This window comes from Mesorhizobium onobrychidis, assembly GCF_024707545.1.
Taxonomy (GTDB): domain Bacteria; phylum Pseudomonadota; class Alphaproteobacteria; order Rhizobiales; family Rhizobiaceae; genus Mesorhizobium; species Mesorhizobium onobrychidis.
Genome location: NZ_CP062229.1, coordinates 7,202,177 through 7,222,823, shown reverse-complemented (window position 1 = coordinate 7,222,823; position 20,647 = coordinate 7,202,177). Strand labels below are relative to the sequence as shown.

Genomic DNA, 20,647 nt, shown 5'->3' with positions numbered 1-20,647 from the left:
GGTTCGTTTGAGGACGCGGCGGAACTTGAGCTCCGCCGCGCCGGCTTGAAGGGCTCTAGGATCAATAGATCTTGGAGAACTCTTCGATGTTCGACTTGTCGAACTTGAACGGCGGAGCCATCGCGGCCGAATTGGTGTCGTCGAGGGTGACCTTGCCGACGCGGCCGATCGACAGCGTCGCACCCGGCTTGGCTTCTTCCTTCTTCACCGCCAGATCATGGGCGAGGTAGACGGCCGAGTAGCCGAGGTCGATCGGGTTCCACAGTGCGACCGCTTGACTGGCGCCGTTGTCGATGAACTTCTTGAACTCCGACGGCAGCGCCAGACCGGTGACGTTGACCTTGCCGATCAGGCCTTGGTCGGTCACCACCTGGGCGGCGGCCACGACGCCGACCGTGGTCGGTGCGATGATCGCCTTGAGGTTCGGATAGGATTTCAGCAGGCCCTTGGCCTCGTCCGTGCTCTTGGCCGAGTCGTCATCGCCATAGACGGTGGCGACGAGATTGATCTTGGGGAATTTCTCCGGCAGCACCTTCTTGGCCGCGTCGATCCAGGCATTCTGGTTGGTCGCGGTCGACGAAGCCGACAGGATGGCGACATCGCCGCCTTCCGGCAGGTAGTCGGCGGCAAGCTTGATGATGGTCTCGCCGATTAGGTTGGTGTCGGACGGGTTGAGGTGCAGCTGGCGGCCTTCCGGAGCGACACCCGAATCCCACGAGATGACGGTGATGCCGCGGTCCATCGCCTTCTTCAGCGCCGGAACCAGCGCGTCGGCGTCATTGGCCGAAATGGCGATGGCGTTGACCTTCTGGGCGATCAGCGAATTGATCACCTCGATCTGCGCTTCGGCGGTCGCCTTGGTCGGGCCGGTGTAGATGATGTCGACGTCGCCGAGTTCCTTGGCCGCCTCTTCGGCGCCCTTGTTGGCGGCATCGAAGAAGCCGTTGCCGAGCGATTTGACCACCAGCGCGATCTTGACATTCTCGGCATAGGCGGCATTCACGAACATGGCGGCGGACAACGCCGCCGTAACCATCAATTTCTTCAAGAAGCTCATTCGAATATCCTCCCTTGAGCGTTGCATTCCATCGCCGCTGCGGGCGTGAGTTCGTCTCAGGCCTGTAGCGAAGATTCTTCCTTATTGCTTGCCGTTGTGCGGGCGACGACCAGCGTCACGCCGGCTGCCTCCAACATCTTGGCCTCGCGGTCCTCGATGCCGTCGTCGGTGATGACCGTGGCGATGCGCGACAGGCCGCACAGGATCAGGCTCGAGCGTTTGCGGAACTTCGACGAGTCGACCAGCACCACCAGTTCGTCGGCCTGATCGATCAGTTTCTGCTCGGCCTGGATCAGCAGCGGATCGCCTTCCATCAGGCCGAGTGGCCCGAGCCCTTGCGCGCCCATGAACATGCGGCGCGCATAGAAATTGCGCGTCACGTCATTTTCGAAGGGGGACAGGATGATGTTCTGCTCGCGGTAGATGGTGCCGCCCGACAGCATCACCGTGTTCTTGGAGTGCTTGAGCAGGTGCTCGGCGATCGGAAAGGAATTGGTGAAGATCGGCATCCGGCGGCCGGTCAGGAAATGCACCATCTGGAAGGTGGTGGTGCCGCCATTGATGATGATCGGCTCGCCGTCCGTGCAGAGTTCCACCGCGTCCCGCGCGATCGCCCGCTTCTGCGCAGCGTTGATCGTCTCGTTGACGGAGAAAGGCCGGCCGGCAAGGCCGATGAACTGCGGTGGGGTGATCGCCTCGGCGCCGCCACGCACGCGGCGCAGGCGCTTTTGCACATGCAATGCAGCGATGTCGCGCCGGATCGTCGCTTCGGACGAGTCCGTCAGGTCGACCATCTCCTGCACCGTCACCACAGGCTTTTCCTGGACGGCGGACAAAATGATCCTGTGGCGCTCTTTTTCGTGCATGGTTCCTCCCTGCCAGCACATCTAGGCACTCAAAACGCGCAGTGTCAATCATTTCCGATCAGATAAATCCATTGTGCAGTGCAATATGATCGATGTTGATCGTTTATGATTGACAACGCCGCCGCTTGCGTAGAAATTCGGACCAAAGGGACCGCGCCGTTTTGCGCGTCTCACGTCACGGGAGGATTACCTATGCTCGACAAGCGCTCCGGCACGCGCCTCGCCAATCTTTGGAATGAGGCGAAAGCCCTGGGGATGAGCGAGCCGGAACGTCTCGTCTATCGCTCGAGTGTTCTTGGCTCCGACAAGCGCGTCACCAACTATGGCGGCGGCAACACCTCTTCCAAGATCTGGCAAAAGGATCCGCTCACCGGCGAGAGCGTGGAAGTGCTGTGGGTCAAGGGCTCGGGCGGCGACAGCGCCTCGATCAAGCTCGACGGTTTCGCCACGCTCTACATGGACAAACTGCGCGCGCTGAAGGGTCTCTATCGCGGCGTCGAGCGTGAGGACGAGATGGTCGGCCATCTGCCTCACTGCACCTTCAACCTCAATCCGCGCGCGGCCTCGATCGACACGCCGCTGCACGCCTTCGTGCCGAAGCCCCATGTCGACCACATGCATCCCGATGCCATCATCGCGATTGCCGCCGCCAAGGATTCGCAGGCGCTGACGAAGGAGATCTTCGGCGACGCGATCGGCTGGCTGCCATGGAAGCGTCCGGGCTTCGAACTCGGCCTGTCGCTGGAAAAATTCTGCGTTGAAAACCCTGAAGCCAAGGGCGTCGTGCTGGCAAGCCATGGCCTGTTCACCTGGGGCGAGACGTCTCGGGAATGCTACGAGACGACGATCTCGGTGATCAACCAGGCGATCGAATGGTTCGAGCGCAAGTCTGAAGGCAAGCCGATCTTCGGCGGCGAACTCGTCAAATCGCTCGACGTGCCGGCGCGTCGCGCCATTGCGGCAACGCTGATGCCGAGGATCCGCGGCCTGATCTCGGAGAAAAGCCACAAGCTCGGCCATTTCGACGATTCGCCCGCCGTGCTCGAATTCGTCAATTCGAAGGATTTGCGTCCGCTGGCAGCGCTCGGCACGTCCTGCCCGGACCATTTCCTGCGCACCAAGATCCGGCCGCTGGTCATCGAATTCGATCCCGATAATCCCGATGTCGACGCCGTCATCGCCCGTCTCGCCGACGACGTGGCGGAGTATCGCGTCGGCTACCAGGCCTATTATAACAGGTGCAAGCACGTGGATTCGCCAACGGTGCGAGATCCGAACGCCGTGGTCTATCTGATGCCGGGCGTCGGCATGTTCACCTTCGCCGGCGACAAGGCGACGGCGCGCATATCGGGCGAATTCTACGTCAACGCCATCAATGTCATGCGCGGCGCCTCGACGGTGTCGACCTATGTCGGGCTGCCCGAGCAGGAAGCGTTCGACATCGAGTACTGGCTGCTCGAGGAGGCAAAGCTGCAGCGCCTACCGAAACCAAAGACTCTTGCCGGCCAGATCGCGCTGGTCACCGGTGGCGCCGGCGGCATCGGCCGGGCGACGGCCAACCGGCTGCTGCGCGAAGGCGCCTGCGTCGTGCTGGCCGATATCGACGAGACCGCCCTTGCCGGCGCCAATGAGGAATTGGCGAAAGCCTATGGCAAGGATTTCGTGCGGCCGCTGGTCATCAATGTCACGTCAGAGGACCAGGTGATCTCCGGCTTCGCCGAGACGGCGGTCGAGTTCGGCGGCATCGATATACTGGTGTCGAATGCCGGCCTGGCAACCTCGGCGCCGATCGAGGAGACGACGCTGGCGCTGTGGAACAAGAACATGGACATCTTGTCGACCGGCTATTTCCTGGTTTCGCGGGAAGCATTCCGTCTGTTCCGTGCGCAAAAGATCGGCGGCAACGTCGTCTTCGTCGCCTCCAAGAACGGTCTTGCCGCATCGCCCAACGCCGCCGCCTATTGCACGGCCAAGGCCGCCGAGATCCATCTGGCGCGCTGCCTGGCGCTGGAGGGCGCGGAAGCACAGATCAGGGTCAATGTCGTCAATCCCGACGCCGTGCTGCGCGGCTCGAAGATCTGGACCGGCGAGTGGAAGGAACAGCGCGCCGCCGCCTACAAGATGTCGACCGACGATCTGGAGGAGCATTACCGCTCGCGTTCGATGCTGAAGCGTTCGGTGTTCCCCGAAGACATCGCCGAGGCGATCTATTTCTTCGCCTCCGACATGTCGGCCAAGTCGACCGGCAACATCGTCAATGTCGACGCGGGCAATGCCCAGTCGTTCACGCGCTGAGCGGAGACGGGCGATGGAACAGATCATCTCCGCCGACATCGTCGACAAGGACAACGCCGCGCGCGCGGCCGACCTCAAGCGCGATTACAGTTCGCTCGGCGAGCGCCTCGACCGTCGCGGCATCGCCATCGACGCTATCAGCGACAAGGTCGAAAAATTCACCGTGGCGATCCCGTCCTGGGGCGTCGGCACCGGCGGCACCCGCTTTGCCCGCTTTCCCGGCGCCGGCGAGCCGCGCGATATCTTCGACAAGATCGAGGACTGCGCCGTCATCCGGCAGTTGACGCAGGCGACGCCGACCGTCTCGCTGCACATTCCGTGGGACAAGGCCGACCCGAACCGGCTAAAGCAGGCGGCCTCCCGCTTCGGCCTCGGCTTCGACGCCATGAATTCGAACACGTTCTCCGACGCCAGGGACCAAAAACTTTCCTACAAGTTCGGCTCGCTGTCGCATGCCGATGCCGCAACGCGCCGGCAGGCGGTCGAGCACAATCTCGAATGCATCGAGATCGGCAAGACGCTGGGCTCCAAGGCACTGACGGTGTGGATCGGCGACGGCTCGAATTTCCCCGGCCAAGTCAATTTCGCCAAGGCGTTCGAGCGCTATCTCGACGCGACGAAGGAGATCTACGCCGGACTGCCGGACGACTGGAAGCTGTTCACCGAGCACAAGATGTACGAACCGGCTTTTTACTCCACCGTCGTGCAGGATTGGGGCACCAACTACATGATCGCCACCGAATTGGGCGACAAGGCCTTCTGCCTGGTCGACCTCGGCCATCATGCGCCCAACGTCAACATCGAGATGATCGTGTCGCGGCTGATCCAGTTCAAGAAACTCGGCGGCTTCCATTTCAACGATTCGAAATATGGCGACGACGACCTCGACGCCGGCTCGATCGATCCCTACCGGCTGTTCCTCGTCTTCAACGAACTGGTCGATGCCGAGCTTTCCGGTGCCGAAGGTTTTGATCCGGCCCACATGCTCGACCAGAGCCACAACGTCACCGATCCGATCGAAAGCCTGATGCTGTCGGCGGTCGAGGTGCAGCGCGCCTATGCGCAGGCGCTGCTGGTCGACCGCAAGGCGCTGGAAGGCTATCAGGACGCCAATGATGCGCTGATGGCGACGCAGACGCTGAAAGCCGCCTATCGCACCGACGTCGAGCCGATCCTCGCCATGGCGCGGCTGAACACGGGCGGCGCCATCGATCCGGTCGCCGCCTACCGCGCCGCAGGCTATCGGGCCAAGGTCGCGGCGGAACGGCCGGCGGTTGCGGGTGGCAGCGGCGGGATTGTTTGATACCGGCCCGAAACGAAAAAAACCCGCTTGAGGCGGGTCGCGGCGCAAATCAGCACCATCGTTGAATTACTAGCATAGTGGCCGGCACAAAGCAAGAACAAAATGGCTGAAGCGTGAAGCATGGGGCTTGCCCAACGCTGCGACGCTGAGAGGTAACGGCATGGATCCTAGGTGTTTGATCCCGGACTTTAATGGCGCATCATTGCCGTCCGAATCAAAGGATGCGCTATGGGACAGGTTCTACACCGCCGCGCCACGACGACAGAGGCAGTCCGTCGAGCGATACAGCATAGTCAAGAGAGCCTGAGAGCGCTGGCCAAGCGCTACGGCATCGATCAGAAGACAGTTAGAAAGTGGAGGAACCGGATCTCGACCGCCGATCTTCCCACCGGCCCGAAGAAACCAAGATCGACAGTGCTGTCGCTCGAAGAGGAAGCGGTGATCGTCGCCTTTCGCAAGCACACGTTGCTGGCGCTGGATGATTGTCTCTATGCCCTACAGCCCTCGATCCCGCATCTGACGCGCTCGTCGTTGCATCGCTGCCTTCAGCGCCATGGCATTTCGCGGCTGCCGCAGGTGGACGCCGACAAGCCGGCCAGGAAGAAGTTCAACGCCTATCCGCTCGGCTATTTCCATATCGACCTCGCCGAGGTGCAGACCGCCGAGGGCAAGCTGCGCCTTTTCTTGGCCATCGATCGGACGTCGAAATTCGCCTATGCGGAATTGCACCCGACGGCGGGCAAGATGGCGGTGGCCCAATTCCTTCGCAACCTGATCGCGACCGTGCCCTATGCCATCCATACCATTCTGACCGACAACGGCATTCAGTTCGCCAACCGGACCTGCGACCGGCATGCCCTTCAGCACATCTTCGACGGCATCTGCGACGAACATGGCATCGAGCACCGGCTCACAAAGATCAACCATCCCTGGACGAACGGCCAGGTCGAGCGGATGAATCGGACCATCAAGGACGCCACCGTCAAGCGCTTCCACTATGACGATCACGAGCAACTGCGTCGGCATCTCGCCGACTTCATCTTAGCTTACAATTTCGCGCGCCGGCTTAAGACCCTCAAGGGCCTCACGCCCCACGAATTCATCTGCAAAATCTGGGCAAAAGAGCCCGAACGGTTCCGACTCGATCCCACCCATCAAATGCCGGGACTAAACACCTAGGATCCATGCCGTTACATCAGCCGAAGATCGCAACGGCGGCTTGCGAAGCGGCCGGTGAGGGCTGCACCAATCCCTTTCCGTTCTATTGCCATGGACTCGCCCCCTCTAACAGTTTCTTCTGGGCGCATCCCACGCCCCGGAGAACGGCCATGCACCGCCGCACCCTAATCGCCGTCGGTCTTTCCCTCACCTTGACCTTTGCGCCGCTGGCGGCTGCATTGGCCGCCTCGCCGCAGCCGGCGAAGGGCGAGCATGGCATGGTGGTGACCGCCCAGCATCTGGCGTCTGAAGTCGGCGTCGAGGTGCTGAAGAAGGGCGGCAACGCCGTCGATGCGGCGGTCGCCGTCGGCTATGCACTGGCTGTGGTCTATCCGAACGCCGGCAATATCGGCGGCGGCGGCTTCATGACCATCCGCTTCAAGGACGGCCGCTCGACCTTTCTGGATTTCCGCGAGCTGGCGCCGCTCGCCTCGACGAAAACCATGTATCTCGATAAGGACGGCAAGCCGGTGAAGGGCGCCAGCCTCGACGGTTATCTCGCTGTCGGCGTGCCGGGCTCGGTGGCCGGCTTCGAGACCGCGCGGGAAAAATACGGCACGCTGACGCGGCAGGACTTGATGGCGCCGGCCATCCGCTATGCCAGGGACGGCTTCGTGCTGGAGCAGGGCGACGTGACCTCGCTCGAAGGCGGGGCCGCGCGGCTGGCCAAGGACCCAGCGGCGGCCGCCATCTTCCTGAAGCCGGGCGCCAAGCCTTATGCCACCGGCGAGCGCCTCGTCCAGGCCGATCTCGCCGCCTCGCTCTCGGCCATATCGAATGAAGGTCGCGATGCCTTCTACAAAGGACCGATCGCCGACGGCATCGTCAAGGCGAGCGCGGAGAAGGGCGGCATTCTGGCCAAGGCGGATTTCGAGAACTACGCGGTTCGCGAACTCGAGCCGGTGACCTGCAACTACCGTGGCTATGAGATCACCTCCTCGCCGCCGCCGAGCTCGGGCGGCGTCATCATCTGCGAGATTCTCAACGTGCTGGAATTCTACCCGCTGTCCTATCTCGGCGCGGGTTCTGCCCAGACGGTCCAGATCATGGTCGAGGCGATGCGCCACGCCTATGTCGATCGCAACTTGGCGCTCGGCGATCCCGACTTCGTCGACAACCCGGTCGAAAAGCTGCTCGACAAAAATTATGCGAAAGAAATCCGCGAAAAGATCGATCCGTTCCGGGCCGGCGTGTCGCAGGAATTGATGCCGAAGGGTTTTGGCGAGAGCCAGGAGACGACGCATTATTCGATCATCGACAATGACGGCAACGCCGTCGCGGTGACCTACACGCTGAACGGTTCGTTCGGCGCCGGCGTCGTCGCTGGCGGCACCGGCATCCTGCTCAACAACGAGATGGACGATTTCACCCAGAAACCGGGCGTGCCCAATCTCTACGGCCTCGTCCAGGGCGAGGCGAATGCCATCGCGCCGAGGAAGACGCCGCTGTCGTCGATGAGCCCGACCATCGTCGCCAAAGACGGTAAGCCGTTCATGGTCATCGGCAGCCCCGGCGGCTCGCGCATCATCACCATCACGCTGGAAGCGATCGTCAATGTCGTCGATCACGGCATGAACATCCAGGAGGCGATCGACGCGCCGCGCATCCACCACCAATGGCTGCCCGACACGGTCTATATCGAGCCGTTCGGCCTGTCGCCGGACACCGAAAAACTGCTTGCCAGCATGGGCTACCACCTCGATCTCGCCGACGCGACCTGGGGTGAGGCGGCCGGCATTCTGGTCGGCGGAAAGAGCCTGGCGGAAATCGAGAAGGGCGGCGGCGGCCGCTACAACGGCGCCATCGACAGCCGCGCCGCTTCCGGCGAGGCCATCGGATATTAGGTTATTCGCTTGAGTTAAGTGACCAGCGCAATGGTCGACGCGATCCCCCCGCTTCGCGGCGGGCGAGGAACCTAGCCTTGAGAGGTCGAGGGACAGCACCCTGCCAGCCAATTTCCCCCGCGGGGAAATTGGCAGCTTCGCGGAAGGTGCAAGCGGTGTCCAGTTCTCCGGCTCTAGCCTTCGAGGCAAGGAAAAATGCCGCCGCAATGACGACCAGGAGGCCCGTTCCCGATAATGAAGAATCCGCCTGTAAACCGTTCCAGCTTCCGTTGTCGGAGAAACGCCGCAAACCACCTGGGTCACTCACATCAGGGGTCACAGATGGCTCTCACTGCGCCGAAGCTCCTCTGGACAGTTGCGAAACGTAGGAGCAAGTTTGTCAGGCCGAAGAGTGATTAGCCAAGGAGCGCGACGATGTTCATGAAGCATGTCATTCGACTCGCACTGTTTGCCACGTTATTGGCCTCGATGGAGGCCAGAGCCGAGACGTTGCCACTGCCGGCAAATCTCATCGGGGCGGCTTCCGATGCCGGTGAAACGCTCCTGATCGAGGCCGATGCCCGGGAAGCCTATTTTCCGCTGGCCATAAATTTCGTCACCCAGAAGAACCAAGCTTTTTGTGGGGTGGCCAGCAGTGTCATGGTTCTGAATGCCATTGGCGTTCCAGCCCCACCAGTGCCCGAGTATGACCCCTACAGCACCTTCACTCAGGACAATCTTCTGGATGCCCGCAGCGAGCAGGTCATTCCGGCTGAGACAATCAAAAAGCAGGGCATGACCTTAGATGAATTGGGTGGCCTTCTTGCCTTGCAGCCCGTGCAGGTTGAAGTGCGACATGCTGCTGACAGCAGCCTGGACACCTTCCGCAAGGAAGCCCGAGGCTATCTCGCGGCCAAAAAGCAGTTTGTCATCGTCAATTACTTGCGCAAAGCCATGGGCCAGGAAAAAGGCGGCCACATCTCGCCTTTGGCCGCCTATGATGCCGAGACCGACCGTTTCCTCATCCTCGACGTTGCCCGCTACAAATATCCCCCCGTCTGGGTGACGACAGCCGACCTATTTAACGCGATGAACACGCAGGACTCGGACAATGCCAACCGTACGCGGGGTTATGTTCTGATTGCTGCCAAGCCCTGATGTTGGCTAGCCCGGGTTGCAAATCGATTCTATGAGGGGTCGGAATAAGAACTGTTCCCCCCAGACACGCTAAGGTCGAACGGATCGTGAGCTTTCGTCACGAATGCGCATGATCGTCTGCCGGCTGGTCGCAAACTTTCTGGCGGCGGCCGAAACACTCATGGCCAGATCGTCGCGCACGTCCTGCTTCTGCCTTTCGCTGAGGGTCGAGGGGCGACCGAGAGCCTTGCCTTCCGACTTGGCGCGTTTGAGGCCGGACTGGGTGCGTTCGATCAGCAAATCCCGCTCGAACTGTGCGACAGCATTGAGCACGTTCATGGTCATCGTCCCGGCCGAGCTGGTAAGGTCGACGCCGCCAAGAGCGAGGCAATGAACGCGCTCGCCCATTTCGGCCAGCGTCCGGACCGTGGAGCTGACGTCGATGGCGTCGCGGCCGAGACGATCAAGCTTGGTCACGATCAGTACGTCCCCTGATTCCAGCCGATCGATAAGCCGCGTGAAGCCCTGCCGTTGCGCAATGGCCGTGCTTCCGGAAACCGTCTCGGTGATGCTGCGGCGCGGCTCGACGTGGAAGCCTGCGGCTTCGATTTCCTGAATCTGGTTCTCGGTGGTCTGCCTGGTTGATGCCGAAGGGTTTTGGCGAGAGCCAGGAGACGACGCATTATTCGATCATCGACAATGACGGCAACGCCGTCGCGGTGACCTACACGCTGAACGGTTCGTTCGGCGCCGGCGTCGTCGCTGGCGGCACCGGCATCCTGCTCAACAACGAGATGGACGATTTCACCCAGAAACCGGGCGTGCCCAATCTCTACGGCCTCGTCCAGGGCGAGGCGAATGCCATCGCGCCGAGGAAGACGCCGCTGTCGTCGATGAGCCCGACCATCGTCGCCAAAGACGGTAAGCCGTTCATGGTCATCGGCAGCCCCGGCGGCTCGCGCATCATCACCATCACGCTGGAAGCGATCGTCAATGTCGTCGATCACGGCATGAACATCCAGGAGGCGATCGACGCGCCGCGCATCCACCACCAATGGCTGCCCGACACGGTCTATATCGAGCCGTTCGGCCTGTCGCCGGACACCGAAAAACTGCTTGCCAGCATGGGCTACCACCTCGATCTCGCCGACGCGACCTGGGGTGAGGCGGCCGGCATTCTGGTCGGCGGAAAGAGCCTGGCGGAAATCGAGAAGGGCGGCGGCGGCCGCTACAACGGCGCCATCGACAGCCGCGCCGCTTCCGGCGAGGCCATCGGATATTAGAATTCGTGCGCCCGGGTCTGTTGAGATTCAGGTCAGGCCGAGCCGGAGTCGAAGACGGGCGCGAAGCGACCAGACTGCGTGGTTTCCGAGAACCGGAACGGAGCGTACTTTCGGTACGTGAGTACCGGAAGCGCAGGAGACCACCATTCGCAGGCCGGCATCACCTGAATATCGGCAGACCCGTCAGATGACCAGCGTGATGGTGGACGCAATCAGCATCACCGCCGCGATGCCGACGAACAACGCATAGATACGCGGCCGATCGAGCAGAAGCGCATTTCCGGATATCCACGCCGCGGTGGCGCCGCCAAGCGCGTACAGGAAGCCGTTGCGGTGCCCCAAGGCCAGGGTTGCGGCCATCAAGCCGCCAATGATGAGAGCGCCGAAAACGATGATCACGGCGACCGCGTATTTCTCGAAATCGTTGCTGGCCACACCCGGCCCTATCACGTTCAACGTCGTCAGGTCGTCCGGGTCGAAGGGGTTGGCCGACCCATATTCGTCTTGACCGACAGGCTCGCGCATCATTCATTCTCCTTGAAGCGGCAACAAATCATCAAGCCTTGCCGAGTGCAACCGGATCGCGACGCGTTCAATGCGATCGGCACGGTCTTCAACACTTTCTGGCCGCGGCTTGCTAGCGGTTTCTTGGATTTATGTCGGATCGTCCTGCCGTTCCAGGCGATCTGTCGGATTGGAATCGCCAGCCGGGCGTTTCGAGTTGAACGTCCGCCGCTCTGCAGGCGGATTCGAACCGCTGCCGCTGACTGTCGGGCCTGACGACGATCACGCGCAAGCTTCGCCCTCGAACGGCGTGCCTGACGACATCGGTGGCGAAGATTGGTCGGTGGCGAAGATTGGGTCGGCGGGGAAGGATGGCCGGCGCCACTTTGGGGGGGCGTTGGGGTAGATTGCCTGATGGGCGCCGGCCAGGCGGAAATCAGGTCCGCCGCAAGCAAATATAACAGGAATTTCGCGGTATGGCAGTGGTGTGATCGCGGAGGATGGTTCGCGCTTCCCGGTGCGGTGACCCATTATGGGCCAGTCGTCTGGCACGTGAATTGCACGGCAAGCAATGCCGGGCAACAGCCCGGAAATCGTCCCCAAATATGGGGCCGCCGCTTCGCAAATGGAGCGGCGGGCTTTTTTGGCTGGCGCATCGGAGCGGCGGTACGATTGGATTCAATCATCGGCACGCCGATATAAGCGTCGCGCCACCGGAACTCGACGGCAGGTTTCGCAGCACGCCGAGATTTCTTAGGCGGCGGGCGCCGGCGGCAGTTCGAACAAATTGGCGCCATTCTCCTGGCCTCGCTCGACATAGCCGATTATCCGGAACCATTTTGCGACGTCCGGTCTGTGGAGCCAGCTGCGCGAGTGAATGGGAAGGTTGCCGGCGAGCGCCTGGATATGGCGAATGTGCCGCTTGCAGAAGCGAACGGTCGCGGCGCTGAAGAAATCCTCCTGTGCGGCGAACAGCGTATCAGCGGCGTCGCTATTCTCGTGCCACGCGATGAGCGCTACGGTTTTTTCGCCCTGCACGAGCGCATGAGCACGGCCTTCTTTCAAGTTCATCATCAGATTGTCGTAGGCGATCTTGCTGTCCTTGCCGGCCGCGACGTACTCGTCCGATATCCGCTTGGACAGATCACTGAAAACATTTTCCAGATCTCCAACCGTTGCTGCGCGTGCTCTCATTTCGCCTCCTAGAGCCCCGGCAGGCAGTTTGCCCTAAGGATAGGGGATCACCAAGCAAATCAAATCCGTCATCCGCCAAATGCGAGCAAAGATGTTTCGCCGGGGGAGAACGCTGCGCGGCATGCCGTGACACCGACGGGCTGATCCCTGCCAACTGATTAGCAAACTCGGCGGCCATGGCATAAGCTGCTGAAATTGCCAGGTGCCCTTGAAGTGGATTCGAGCCACCGGCATGCGGATTTTCAGCCTGCTGTCGATGGTTGAAATCGTTGAGCTTTTTAGCTCCATGTCGCGTTCATGTCGCGTCAGGCCAAAAGTGCCCGTTCGGCCGCAGCCAGTTCCTCGGCATCATCGCCGCGCGGGAACAAGTTGCCCGTAGACGTCCATCGTCATCGTCATCATGATAGAGGAATGGCCGAGCCGTTCCTGAACCACCTTGGGTGGCAGGCCCAGGCCGCCATCGGCAACGCGATTGATGCGGCGCCGTTCTCCGATCCGGGCGAGGCCTATTTCGCTACTGGCAACGCCGCCGGACTGCAGCACGTCGGCCGATGACGCCGATAGCCCTCAGTGCGTGGTGACGCCGACCCTAGGGCAGGTGACGCCCACAGGAACTTTTTGGCGCTGGCGGGACAGCGCGCCCCTCTTCCGTCGTGCCGCCAAAAAAAAGCCGCCGGGCGAAACCCGGCGGCTTGGTCGTTCGACTGGGTCGTTCAGCCGCGATCGGCTTTACGGCGCCGGAGCCAGCTTGGCGGCCACCTGGTCGATCTTGTCGGCAAGCACACCCTTGGCCCAGTCCGTGACCTCGGCGTCGACGGGCTTGTTGGCCATGTCGGCCAGTGCCGCGTCGAGCGATGCATCGTCGGTGCCGACAGCGGCCTGGTCGGCAGCCGTCTGGGCCGCGGCAGCCGCTGCTTCGGCATCCGAGACCGTGGTTTCCTGGGCCGCGACCTGCGCTTCCAGATCCGCGATCTGTCCCGGCAGGGCCGCCTGTTCCTCGGGCGTCATGGCTGCAATCTGGTCAGGCGTAAGCCCGTTCAACGTGTCGAGCTGCGCGTTCAGGGCATCCAATTGGGCCTGAGCGTCGACCGCCGCCGCGGCCGCCTTGTCAGCCGCGGCCTGTGCGTTCTGGGCGTTCGCGGACGCCAACGCAAAGGCCTGTACGGCAGCGAACCTCTTGCTCTTGGAGTTCATGTAGGCGTTGACGTTGCGCTGCAGCGAGTTCAATCGGCCGAGCTTGGCACGGATATTCTTTTCCTTGGACACAGAGGCGGTCTGCTCAGTGTCGTCAACGCTTGCAACCGTCTCCGTTTCGGCCTTGGCCACCTGCCCCTTGGCTGACGCCGACTTGCCATGCGAACCGCTATTGCCGGAATTGCCGCCAGCATTGCCATTGCCGCCGCCGTTACCGCCGCCGCCGTTACCGTTACCGCCACCATGGCCGTTACCGCCACCATGGCCGTTACCGCCTGCACCGGCCAGCGCCGGAGATGCCAGAAGCGCGAACACGGCAAGCGCGGCGAAAAGAGTCTTTCGGGATGTCATGATTCCTCCTTTTGAATCGCACCTCCGCATATAACTACCAAATATAACGAAGAGCTAATTTATATCTGAGAAACTTTATGCAAATGCGAAAGTCCGGCGGGTTGCGACGCCGACCTGCACCGAGGCCCTCGAAATTCCCCCGGGCAGAACTGTCTCAATCAAAGCCAAAAAGACTCTAACCGTTTGTTTGTGCTAAATTCCGGACGGAAGACCGTTCTTGGAATTGCGCTAGAGCGGATGCAGGATATCGGCGCCCGCCTGTACGTCGAACAGAACCGCGCAGCCGCGCTTGAGTGCCACCGCCGAAAGGGCGTTCGCCATCGCATCATCCGGCGACACAAAATCCACCGGTCAGCACCCTCAGATCTTCCACCGCCCTGACCATCGAGCGGCGACCCTCCTCTCACAACGTCTGGTGCGTGGGTCGCGCAGGCAATCGCCATCCGACCGGTCTAGTGGCGATGATAAGCCAGGACGGTACTCCCGCGTGGCGACTTGTGGCGATCAGATAAGGTGAACCCAGCACCCTCGATTAAAGACTGAAGCCGGATGTCGTCTTCGTCGGGAACTCGCGCCACAATTGTCTGTGCGCGGTTGATGATGTCGATGAAGATGCGATCGGCCTCCTCCTGACCCAACCCCCTGCGGACATGCTGGTACACAGCGAGGAGAAGCACGATATCGTAACTGTCATTTAGAACAGATTGAAGCTTTCGACTCCCAAGGCTCATGGTGTCAAATCGACTTTCTACGTTCGATCCTAGAAAGATGGAACGCGCCACGCGGGTGTGTGGTTTCAGAATGTCAATGCCGTGGATGTAGGCCGGTCTGCGTTTGGCGATTTCATAAGCGACGATGCCCATATTGCAGCCAACGTCAAGGATCGTCTTGCCGGAGTAGTTTACCCCGCATGAAAATAATCCATCGAGCCGATCGTCCCACGTTCCTGCGCTATATTTCTTGTGCGATTTCCAAAAAGGCACGACTATCCTTCCGTGTCCTGGGCCAAAGTCGAATTTTATCTGCGCCCCCTAGCATTTCCGGCAAAGTCCAACGAAACGTCTGTCGGACGGTTAAGCAATTGCCATGGAAAATGGTGCCCAGAGGCGGAATCCAAGCGATGGAAAACTCGCTCTGTTTCCAAATGGTTAGGACTCGAGCTATAGCAGGACTGGCCAACAAAAATACCAACAAAATATTTCTGTGGATTGGTTAGGTTCCCGGATATCGCTCTATTCGCTCAATGCCATTGCGTCCCAACCTTACGCCAAAAGGTTGCTCGGCTTAACGCCGCCCGACCTTTGCTTCGGACAGACCGTCCGGCGCAAAGGCAACGACATTCTCCTCCGTGCGCTCGAACTCTCAAGGAAACGTGGCCCAGGACCTCCGCCATAAGCTCCCCTGCGAGGATCGTCAGGTTGCATGCGCGCTCTCGTCGAAGCGCTCACCGGGCGTTACGGCGCGGCAATTCTCTGTATCGATATAGCGGCAGCGTTGCCGCGTCTTTTCGAACTCATTGCTCTCTGCCTCTGGAGGAGCCGGCGCACTTTGTCCTTCGCTAGCACGCGCTCCAGCCGCGCATTGATCAAACGCAGCCAACACGACCCCGATAAGGTGCTTCCCAATAGCTCGATTGGGCCAAGCCCGGCGTGCCAATCAAAAAATGGATCGACCGGTCAAATCTGATTAGATTGGCCGCATGCGACCGGCATTCGACCACACCGACTATTCCACCATCCTGTTTATGGACAGTATGGTAGCGCTCGAAGGAAAGCCGCTGCCAACACTGCCTTGGAAAGAGATTGATCCTGTAGGACCGATTTTGGTCCTCGTCGTGCCTCAGGTCAGCACCGAAATTGACAAGCGTAAGCGGGACGGCCGTCTGTCCAAAAGGGCGCGGGAATTCAATCGGTTGATCTCTCCGGCAGCCGAAACAGGTCAACCAGCCCGGATCGCGGAAGGGCCGCCAGCGGTTGATATCGCTGTCGCCCGCACCGCCCGGATTGATTGGGACAAGCTGAACGATCTTGATCCGGAAGAAGCCGATGCGCGGGTGGTTGCTCAAATCCTCCACGCCCGCGACGTGCCAGAGGGCCAAAAATTACTCCTGAGCCATGACATCAACCCGATCGCGATGGCGTCGCGGCATGGCCTCAAATGTCGCAAGCTGCCGGATGCTTGGTTGATGGAACCCGAGCCAAGCCCGAGCGAGAAGGAAATGGCGCGTCTCAAGGCGCGGGTGAAGGTTCTGGAATCGGCGGAACCGGACCTCACGCCGACACTCACCTTCGGCGTGAATCCACCCGTGCGGATTTTTCGCGTCGGAAGATTGTCGGACGACCAGCAAAAGGCCGTCGCCTCACTGGTTCTCGCCGGAAACCGGCGAGTTATCCAGCGACATTCATCGTTCCCAAGAATCGGTCTCGATTTCGAGTACGACTCTAGCTACGACGACAAATACGACACCTACCGGATGAAAACGGTTCCCAAATACGCTGCCTCAGCGCATCGGTTTTTCGAGGTGCACTATGGGCAGGTGCCGTTCACCTTTGAACTGAGCAATAAAGGACACCGGCAAGCGGAAAGCTTGGTATTAACCTTGCGGGCGACCGGCGGTACGCTTCACGATCGCTTCACACTCTATCCGCTGTTCGGGCCGATCGCGCCACGTCCTCAGCCACATAGGCTTCCAGGACAACTCTTTGACCCGCGAGACTTGCGAACGCGGATCACCGGGCGACACGAGATTGATTTTGCCATCGGCCCTGACCGGGGCGACACAATTGAAGTCCATTGCGCGGATTTCCGGCACGGACGGAGTTGGACGTTCAATGGCATCGCCACGATCGATCCGCGTGCGGAGGGCCCCTTCCTGATCGATGCTTGCGTCACGGCCGGCAACATGCGCGGGAAGATCGAACGGAGTTACATGCTGGCGCGCGAGGTCGAGGATGTGACGCTTGGCTCATTGGTAGATCTCGGTACGAAGGCTTACCGCATTCCGATTCCGATGGCCGAGCTGTTCAAAGCGGAAAGCAACGCGATGAACAAAGACTGGTTTGAATTCGTCAGGATCGACGACATGCCGGAAGAGGATATCGACGAGGACGAGTAACATCAGGACCTTCGACTTCTGGATATCAGGACCCCAAAAAAGCGGCGCGCTGCGTCCTCTCGGTGCCCGATGGCAACGGCGGCTCAGCGCCCCCATGTCGGACGTTGAGGTCAGTTTTGCTCCGGCCTGAAAGCAGACATTGTCGGCGCCGACGCGGGGCTGCGCCGCGATAGCCGGGTCGGGGGCTCGGGATATTCGGCCCGTGTCGTGGCCTTCGAACTGAGACGGTGGGCGCCATGGATGGCTGCGTTGATCCTACAGAATGCCAAGTCGCGGGCCTTTCCGCTTGACCTTGTTCGGAGGATCGGTTGCACCTAGTTTGCCGGCGGAGGACGCGGCGATTGATGCGACTGATGACATCGATAAGACCGACGGCGACGGGTTTTTTGGTGATGCGGCGGCGGGCTGCCGGTACGCCTTTTGGGGAGTGATGGTTCCGTGAACCAAGTGCCGCCGGAGCTGGCCGACAGTTTTGACACGTTGCGAAAGCTGTGGTTCAGCCAGTTTCCCAAGCGGGCCAATGGCGGCTGGTGGGCGCTTAGCGGATTTTCAATTCAGGCAACGGTGGCACTCGAGCGTTTCGTGCGTGCGTTCCTGATCAACGGGGAGGTCCCAGCCGTTGAAATCGAATCGCTCAGCGACTTCCTAGTCTGCGGTGACAAGTTAAGCCTGACACAAGTCAAACGCACCCTGACAGCCAAGACCCTCGCAGTCGCCTTGAAGGAGGCGTACGAAATCATTTCGCTCTGTTCGCCCGCGATGGTGGACCGAATTGAGTTCCAGATTGTCTGTGAAGGGTGCGACCCCGGCCTGACTGTTCAGGGCTTAGGCGCGGATAGCATTTTCGGTACAGGCGAACGCTACGATAAAGATCGTCTCGCCCTCGTGCGCCGTTTGTTCGTCAAGGGTGAACCGATCCGAATTATGTCGAACCCGGGACTCTCTCTTCGTCGCACGCTTCTTATGGGCGGCGTGCTTGAGGCCGATCGAGTGGCTCGAGGGGCGCTTGGGGATATTTTCGATGCTTTTGATGGTCGAGACCCCGATAGAGTTCGAACCGCGCTTCACAAAGTGATGTGCGACATCTTAGCGGCTTCTAAATCGGAACATCGAGTGCCGGGTCGGCTGTTAACGGCGCACGAGTTCCTGCCACGTCCCAATGCGATCAACGCCCTATTCACTCGCCCTCGTCCGCGGCTCGACGATCTGGTGGGAGGACGCTTTCGCGTTAGGCCACAACAGCTTGCCAACATTGTCGCCGCCGCTCATGCGTGGCTCGGCGCCCTGTGCGAAGCTTATGGCGCGGACGACCACCGACTCCCTGTTTTCTGGATCGATGGTCGCTCGGGCGATGGCAAGTCAATTCTATTGCTTCAGTTGGTCGAGGCGTTGGTGACCTCTGGCCGGCTGGCCTCGGTCACGGAACTGCTAGGGTTGGCGGAGTTCGAAGCCTGGCTTGCCAGCTGCGTGAGATGGTCCAGCGGGACACAACAAGCCGAGATTAGTTTCCTTGATGACCTGCCAGCCGAGATCGACCTCTTCGCTCTTGATAAGGTGGTGGACGACGGATTCTATCGTGGCACGCCCTACGTCGGTCTGATCACTTGCGGTACGGACGACCTCTATCGGATCTTTAGCACCTCTGAACGCCTCGCCCTAACGCGGTTTTCGCTGCCAGCGCCGGACGCCGCGGAATACGACGCGTTCCACCTATGGGCCGAAGTTCGGTTAGGGCGGCCGCTGGTTGATCCCGCTGTGAACCAGCCCAGCTTGGCGGCGTTCATGCTCGCTCTGACGATCGAAGAACAGCCGGAAACGAATAGCCAAATCTCGGCGAGATCCGAGGCGTTTGCAAGAGTTCGAAGCGTGGCGGCGGCGAACGCGCTGGGTTTCGCGGCGCCCGCCGAGCTGGTGACTCCGGCCGACGTGGCTAAGTTCGCCCAGTACTGGACCGACGTGGAGCTAAGCGCCCAAGAGCAAGAGGACGGTTTGCGGCTGGCGCACGCGGAAGTCATCTGGCCGATATATATCCGCGGCATCAACCGAACGGACGTCGGCGGCGAATGGGGACGCGACCTGGCTCGCGTTCTCGCAGCGCAGCTTAGGGCCGCGCGCAAGAACGCCGCCCGGGGCCTGCTCGGCGCCCTGCTGAACAACAGAATGATCGTGGCCATGCTTGGCAAGGCCGGTCAGGCGGACACAACCGCCGACATCTTCAACGCCGCGTACGAGGAAGTGACGCGGCTTTGCACGCACACACAGGCGGCGCCACTTTTTCGACTTTGGCTGGCCGCGAACGCTTCAAAGAGACTGACCGCGGTGACTACGGCCGAGCTAAGAGCCCAGGGGCGCGCCCTTCTCTCCGCGCCAGGCGTCGCTGCCCAGGATCGCGCGGAAATCGCCGTGTCGCTGCTTGAGGGCAAAACAGCGGACGCCGCGTCACTGTCGGCGGCGGCGTTCCTGCGGGGAGCTCAGCCGGAGCCGATCATACTGCGGTTTGTTTCCAAGGAACTGGGCCGCGGCGTGAAGTCCCTCCACGGCGCCCTCGTGCTCGAATGGCTTCGAAGACATCTCAGCTCAAGGGCAGTCGGCGAAGTTCTTGCCTCATCGCTGGCATCGACGGCGACGCCCAAGCTGGTTGAGTATGCATACGCCTTCATTGAACGATTTGTGACCGATCCTGTCAGTGGGCCGGTGCTGTGGTCACTCAGTCGCATACCCAGGGGCCGAGGATTCGACCGCCTCCAAGACCGTTGGCTGTCCACCGCCGCCGATCCTGCTACCGCGGCTCGGATCTACAACGCCGAGCTGGGGAGCGGCCAGCGGCGGCGCTTTGTGGAGCGGGCCAAGGCCTTTATGATGCAACACCCGGGCATTCGTGGCGAACACGAGGTGTTGGCTCGGCTGCTTCATCTCAAGGGGGACGATCCCGTCATCACCGGCCTCGCGCATCGATTTCTTGACCAACATGCTGGTTCAAGCCTGGCGAACCCGCTGCTGGCCGAATTGCTGCGATTTGAACCGCTCGCCGCGACGGATCTCGGCCGCGTCTTACACCATATCGACTTGGAAGTTGTTGGGGCCGGGCACCTCTTCGCGATGGTGGCCATCATACTTCAAGGATACGACGCGGCGACGCGTCGGGTCCTGCGGCTCGAGCTCTCACCCGCCGAAGCCATGATATTCGACAAAGCGATGCGCTGGAAAATCCCGCGTGCGCTCAGCCCACCCTTGGCTGGGCTTGCCGCGCGGGCAGATCGCAAACCAGGCGCCTCCACTTCATGAGTGTGTTGTTTGGCGCGACGTT

Annotated in this window: 15 protein-coding genes and 2 pseudogenes; 9 read left to right on the top strand and 8 right to left on the bottom strand. The window is 60.9% G+C overall.

Annotated features, from left to right (window positions below):
• Nucleotides 1-61: 61 nt before the first annotated feature.
• Nucleotides 62-1,057 (bottom strand): rhamnose ABC transporter substrate-binding protein, encoded by a 996-nt coding sequence (gene rhaS / locus IHQ72_RS35545; protein ID WP_258120516.1) that lies wholly within the window; start codon nucleotides 1,055-1,057, stop codon nucleotides 62-64.
• A gap of 56 nt (nucleotides 1,058-1,113) precedes the next feature.
• Nucleotides 1,114-1,923, bottom strand: coding sequence for a DeoR/GlpR family DNA-binding transcription regulator (locus IHQ72_RS35540; protein ID WP_258120515.1), 810 nt, complete (start codon nucleotides 1,921-1,923; stop codon nucleotides 1,114-1,116).
• Nucleotides 1,924-2,115: 192 nt separating this feature from the next.
• Here IHQ72_RS35540 and IHQ72_RS35535 point away from each other — a divergent pair, with 192 nt between their 5' ends.
• The 5 genes from IHQ72_RS35535 (at nucleotide 2,116) to IHQ72_RS35515 (ending at nucleotide 9,720) form a co-directional block, all read left to right on the top strand.
• On the top strand, nucleotides 2,116-4,218 hold the full coding sequence (locus tag IHQ72_RS35535) for a bifunctional rhamnulose-1-phosphate aldolase/short-chain dehydrogenase (RefSeq protein ID WP_258120514.1): 2,103 nt from the start codon (nucleotides 2,116-2,118) through the stop codon (nucleotides 4,216-4,218).
• 13 nt (nucleotides 4,219-4,231) lie between these two features.
• Entirely contained in the window at nucleotides 4,232-5,521 is a 1,290-nt protein-coding gene (gene rhaI / locus IHQ72_RS35530; protein WP_258120513.1) for an L-rhamnose catabolism isomerase, read from the top strand.
• A 228-nt stretch (nucleotides 5,522-5,749) separates the two neighbouring features.
• Nucleotides 5,750-6,700 carry an IS481 family transposase gene (locus IHQ72_RS35525; RefSeq protein ID WP_258116642.1) on the top strand — a complete coding sequence of 317 codons (951 nt, stop codon included), beginning with the start codon at nucleotides 5,750-5,752 and terminating at the stop codon, nucleotides 6,698-6,700.
• A 149-nt stretch (nucleotides 6,701-6,849) separates the two neighbouring features.
• Nucleotides 6,850-8,583: a gamma-glutamyltransferase gene (gene ggt / locus IHQ72_RS35520; RefSeq protein WP_258120512.1), complete on the top strand. Its 1,734-nt coding sequence runs from the start codon at nucleotides 6,850-6,852 to the stop codon at nucleotides 8,581-8,583.
• A gap of 414 nt (nucleotides 8,584-8,997) precedes the next feature.
• Nucleotides 8,998-9,720, top strand: coding sequence for a phytochelatin synthase family protein (locus IHQ72_RS35515; protein WP_258120511.1), 723 nt, complete (start codon nucleotides 8,998-9,000; stop codon nucleotides 9,718-9,720).
• Between the two features lie 69 nt (nucleotides 9,721-9,789).
• Here IHQ72_RS35515 and IHQ72_RS35510 read toward each other — a convergent pair whose 3' ends face one another.
• On the bottom strand, nucleotides 9,790-10,317 hold the full coding sequence (locus tag IHQ72_RS35510; protein ID WP_258124063.1) for a recombinase family protein: 528 nt from the start codon (nucleotides 10,315-10,317) through the stop codon (nucleotides 9,790-9,792).
• Between the two features lie 23 nt (nucleotides 10,318-10,340).
• Here IHQ72_RS35510 and IHQ72_RS35505 point away from each other — a divergent pair.
• Nucleotides 10,341-10,982: pseudogene (locus tag IHQ72_RS35505) on the top strand (gamma-glutamyltransferase); the annotation flags it as partial.
• Between the two features lie 183 nt (nucleotides 10,983-11,165).
• Here the strand turns inward: IHQ72_RS35505 and IHQ72_RS35500 are convergent.
• From IHQ72_RS35500 to IHQ72_RS35490, 3 genes and pseudogenes are all read right to left on the bottom strand, one after another.
• The gene (locus IHQ72_RS35500; protein ID WP_258120510.1) at nucleotides 11,166-11,510 is read right to left on the bottom strand and encodes a hypothetical protein; all 345 of its coding nucleotides are present in this window, start codon (nucleotides 11,508-11,510) and stop codon (nucleotides 11,166-11,168) included.
• A gap of 729 nt (nucleotides 11,511-12,239) precedes the next feature.
• Nucleotides 12,240-12,680, bottom strand: a complete 441-nt coding sequence (locus tag IHQ72_RS35495; RefSeq protein ID WP_258120509.1) for a hypothetical protein — start codon at nucleotides 12,678-12,680, stop codon at nucleotides 12,240-12,242.
• A gap of 305 nt (nucleotides 12,681-12,985) precedes the next feature.
• A pseudogene (locus IHQ72_RS35490) lies at nucleotides 12,986-13,157 on the bottom strand (site-specific integrase); the annotation flags it as partial.
• Here IHQ72_RS35490 and IHQ72_RS35485 point away from each other — a divergent pair.
• Nucleotides 13,092-13,235, top strand: coding sequence for a hypothetical protein (locus IHQ72_RS35485; protein ID WP_258124085.1), 144 nt, complete (start codon nucleotides 13,092-13,094; stop codon nucleotides 13,233-13,235). The pseudogene IHQ72_RS35490 and the gene IHQ72_RS35485 sit on opposite strands and share 66 nt — an antisense overlap.
• A 174-nt stretch (nucleotides 13,236-13,409) precedes the next feature.
• Here IHQ72_RS35485 and IHQ72_RS35480 read toward each other — a convergent pair whose 3' ends face one another.
• Both IHQ72_RS35480 and IHQ72_RS35475 read right to left on the bottom strand, forming a co-directional pair.
• Complete coding sequence (locus IHQ72_RS35480; RefSeq protein ID WP_258120508.1) at nucleotides 13,410-14,225, bottom strand: hypothetical protein; 816 nt, start codon at nucleotides 14,223-14,225, stop codon at nucleotides 13,410-13,412.
• Nucleotides 14,226-14,677: 452 nt separating this feature from the next.
• The gene (locus tag IHQ72_RS35475) at nucleotides 14,678-15,208 is read right to left on the bottom strand and encodes a class I SAM-dependent methyltransferase (RefSeq protein ID WP_258120506.1); all 531 of its coding nucleotides are present in this window, start codon (nucleotides 15,206-15,208) and stop codon (nucleotides 14,678-14,680) included.
• A gap of 716 nt (nucleotides 15,209-15,924) precedes the next feature.
• On the opposite strand from IHQ72_RS35475, the gene IHQ72_RS35470 reads away from it, so the two are divergent.
• Together IHQ72_RS35470 and IHQ72_RS35465 are read left to right on the top strand one after the other, a co-directional pair.
• A complete protein-coding gene (locus IHQ72_RS35470) occupies nucleotides 15,925-17,340 on the top strand; it encodes a hypothetical protein (RefSeq protein WP_258120504.1) in 1,416 nt (471 codons plus the stop codon).
• A gap of 438 nt (nucleotides 17,341-17,778) precedes the next feature.
• Nucleotides 17,779-20,625, top strand: coding sequence for a hypothetical protein (locus tag IHQ72_RS35465; RefSeq protein WP_258120502.1), 2,847 nt, complete (start codon nucleotides 17,779-17,781; stop codon nucleotides 20,623-20,625).
• Nucleotides 20,626-20,647 lie beyond the last annotated feature (22 nt).

Bases quoted from the DNA above. Each gene is read 5' to 3' on its own strand.
- rhaS (WP_258120516.1), bottom strand. From the start codon at position 1,057: ATGAGCTTCTTGAAGAAATTGATGGTTACGGCGGCGTTGTCCGCCGCC.
- IHQ72_RS35540 (WP_258120515.1), bottom strand. From the start codon at position 1,923: ATGCACGAAAAAGAGCGCCACAGGATCATTTTGTCCGCCGTCCAGGAA.
- IHQ72_RS35535 (WP_258120514.1), top strand. From the start codon at position 2,116: ATGCTCGACAAGCGCTCCGGCACGCGCCTCGCCAATCTTTGGAATGAG.
- rhaI (WP_258120513.1), top strand. From the start codon at position 4,232: ATGGAACAGATCATCTCCGCCGACATCGTCGACAAGGACAACGCCGCG.
- IHQ72_RS35525 (WP_258116642.1), top strand. From the start codon at position 5,750: ATGGGACAGGTTCTACACCGCCGCGCCACGACGACAGAGGCAGTCCGT.
- ggt (WP_258120512.1), top strand. From the start codon at position 6,850: ATGCACCGCCGCACCCTAATCGCCGTCGGTCTTTCCCTCACCTTGACC.
- IHQ72_RS35515 (WP_258120511.1), top strand. From the start codon at position 8,998: ATGTTCATGAAGCATGTCATTCGACTCGCACTGTTTGCCACGTTATTG.
- IHQ72_RS35500 (WP_258120510.1), bottom strand. From the start codon at position 11,510: ATGATGCGCGAGCCTGTCGGTCAAGACGAATATGGGTCGGCCAACCCC.
- IHQ72_RS35495 (WP_258120509.1), bottom strand. From the start codon at position 12,680: ATGAGAGCACGCGCAGCAACGGTTGGAGATCTGGAAAATGTTTTCAGT.
- IHQ72_RS35485 (WP_258124085.1), top strand. From the start codon at position 13,092: ATGGCCGAGCCGTTCCTGAACCACCTTGGGTGGCAGGCCCAGGCCGCC.
- IHQ72_RS35480 (WP_258120508.1), bottom strand. From the start codon at position 14,225: ATGACATCCCGAAAGACTCTTTTCGCCGCGCTTGCCGTGTTCGCGCTT.
- IHQ72_RS35470 (WP_258120504.1), top strand. From the start codon at position 15,925: ATGCGACCGGCATTCGACCACACCGACTATTCCACCATCCTGTTTATG.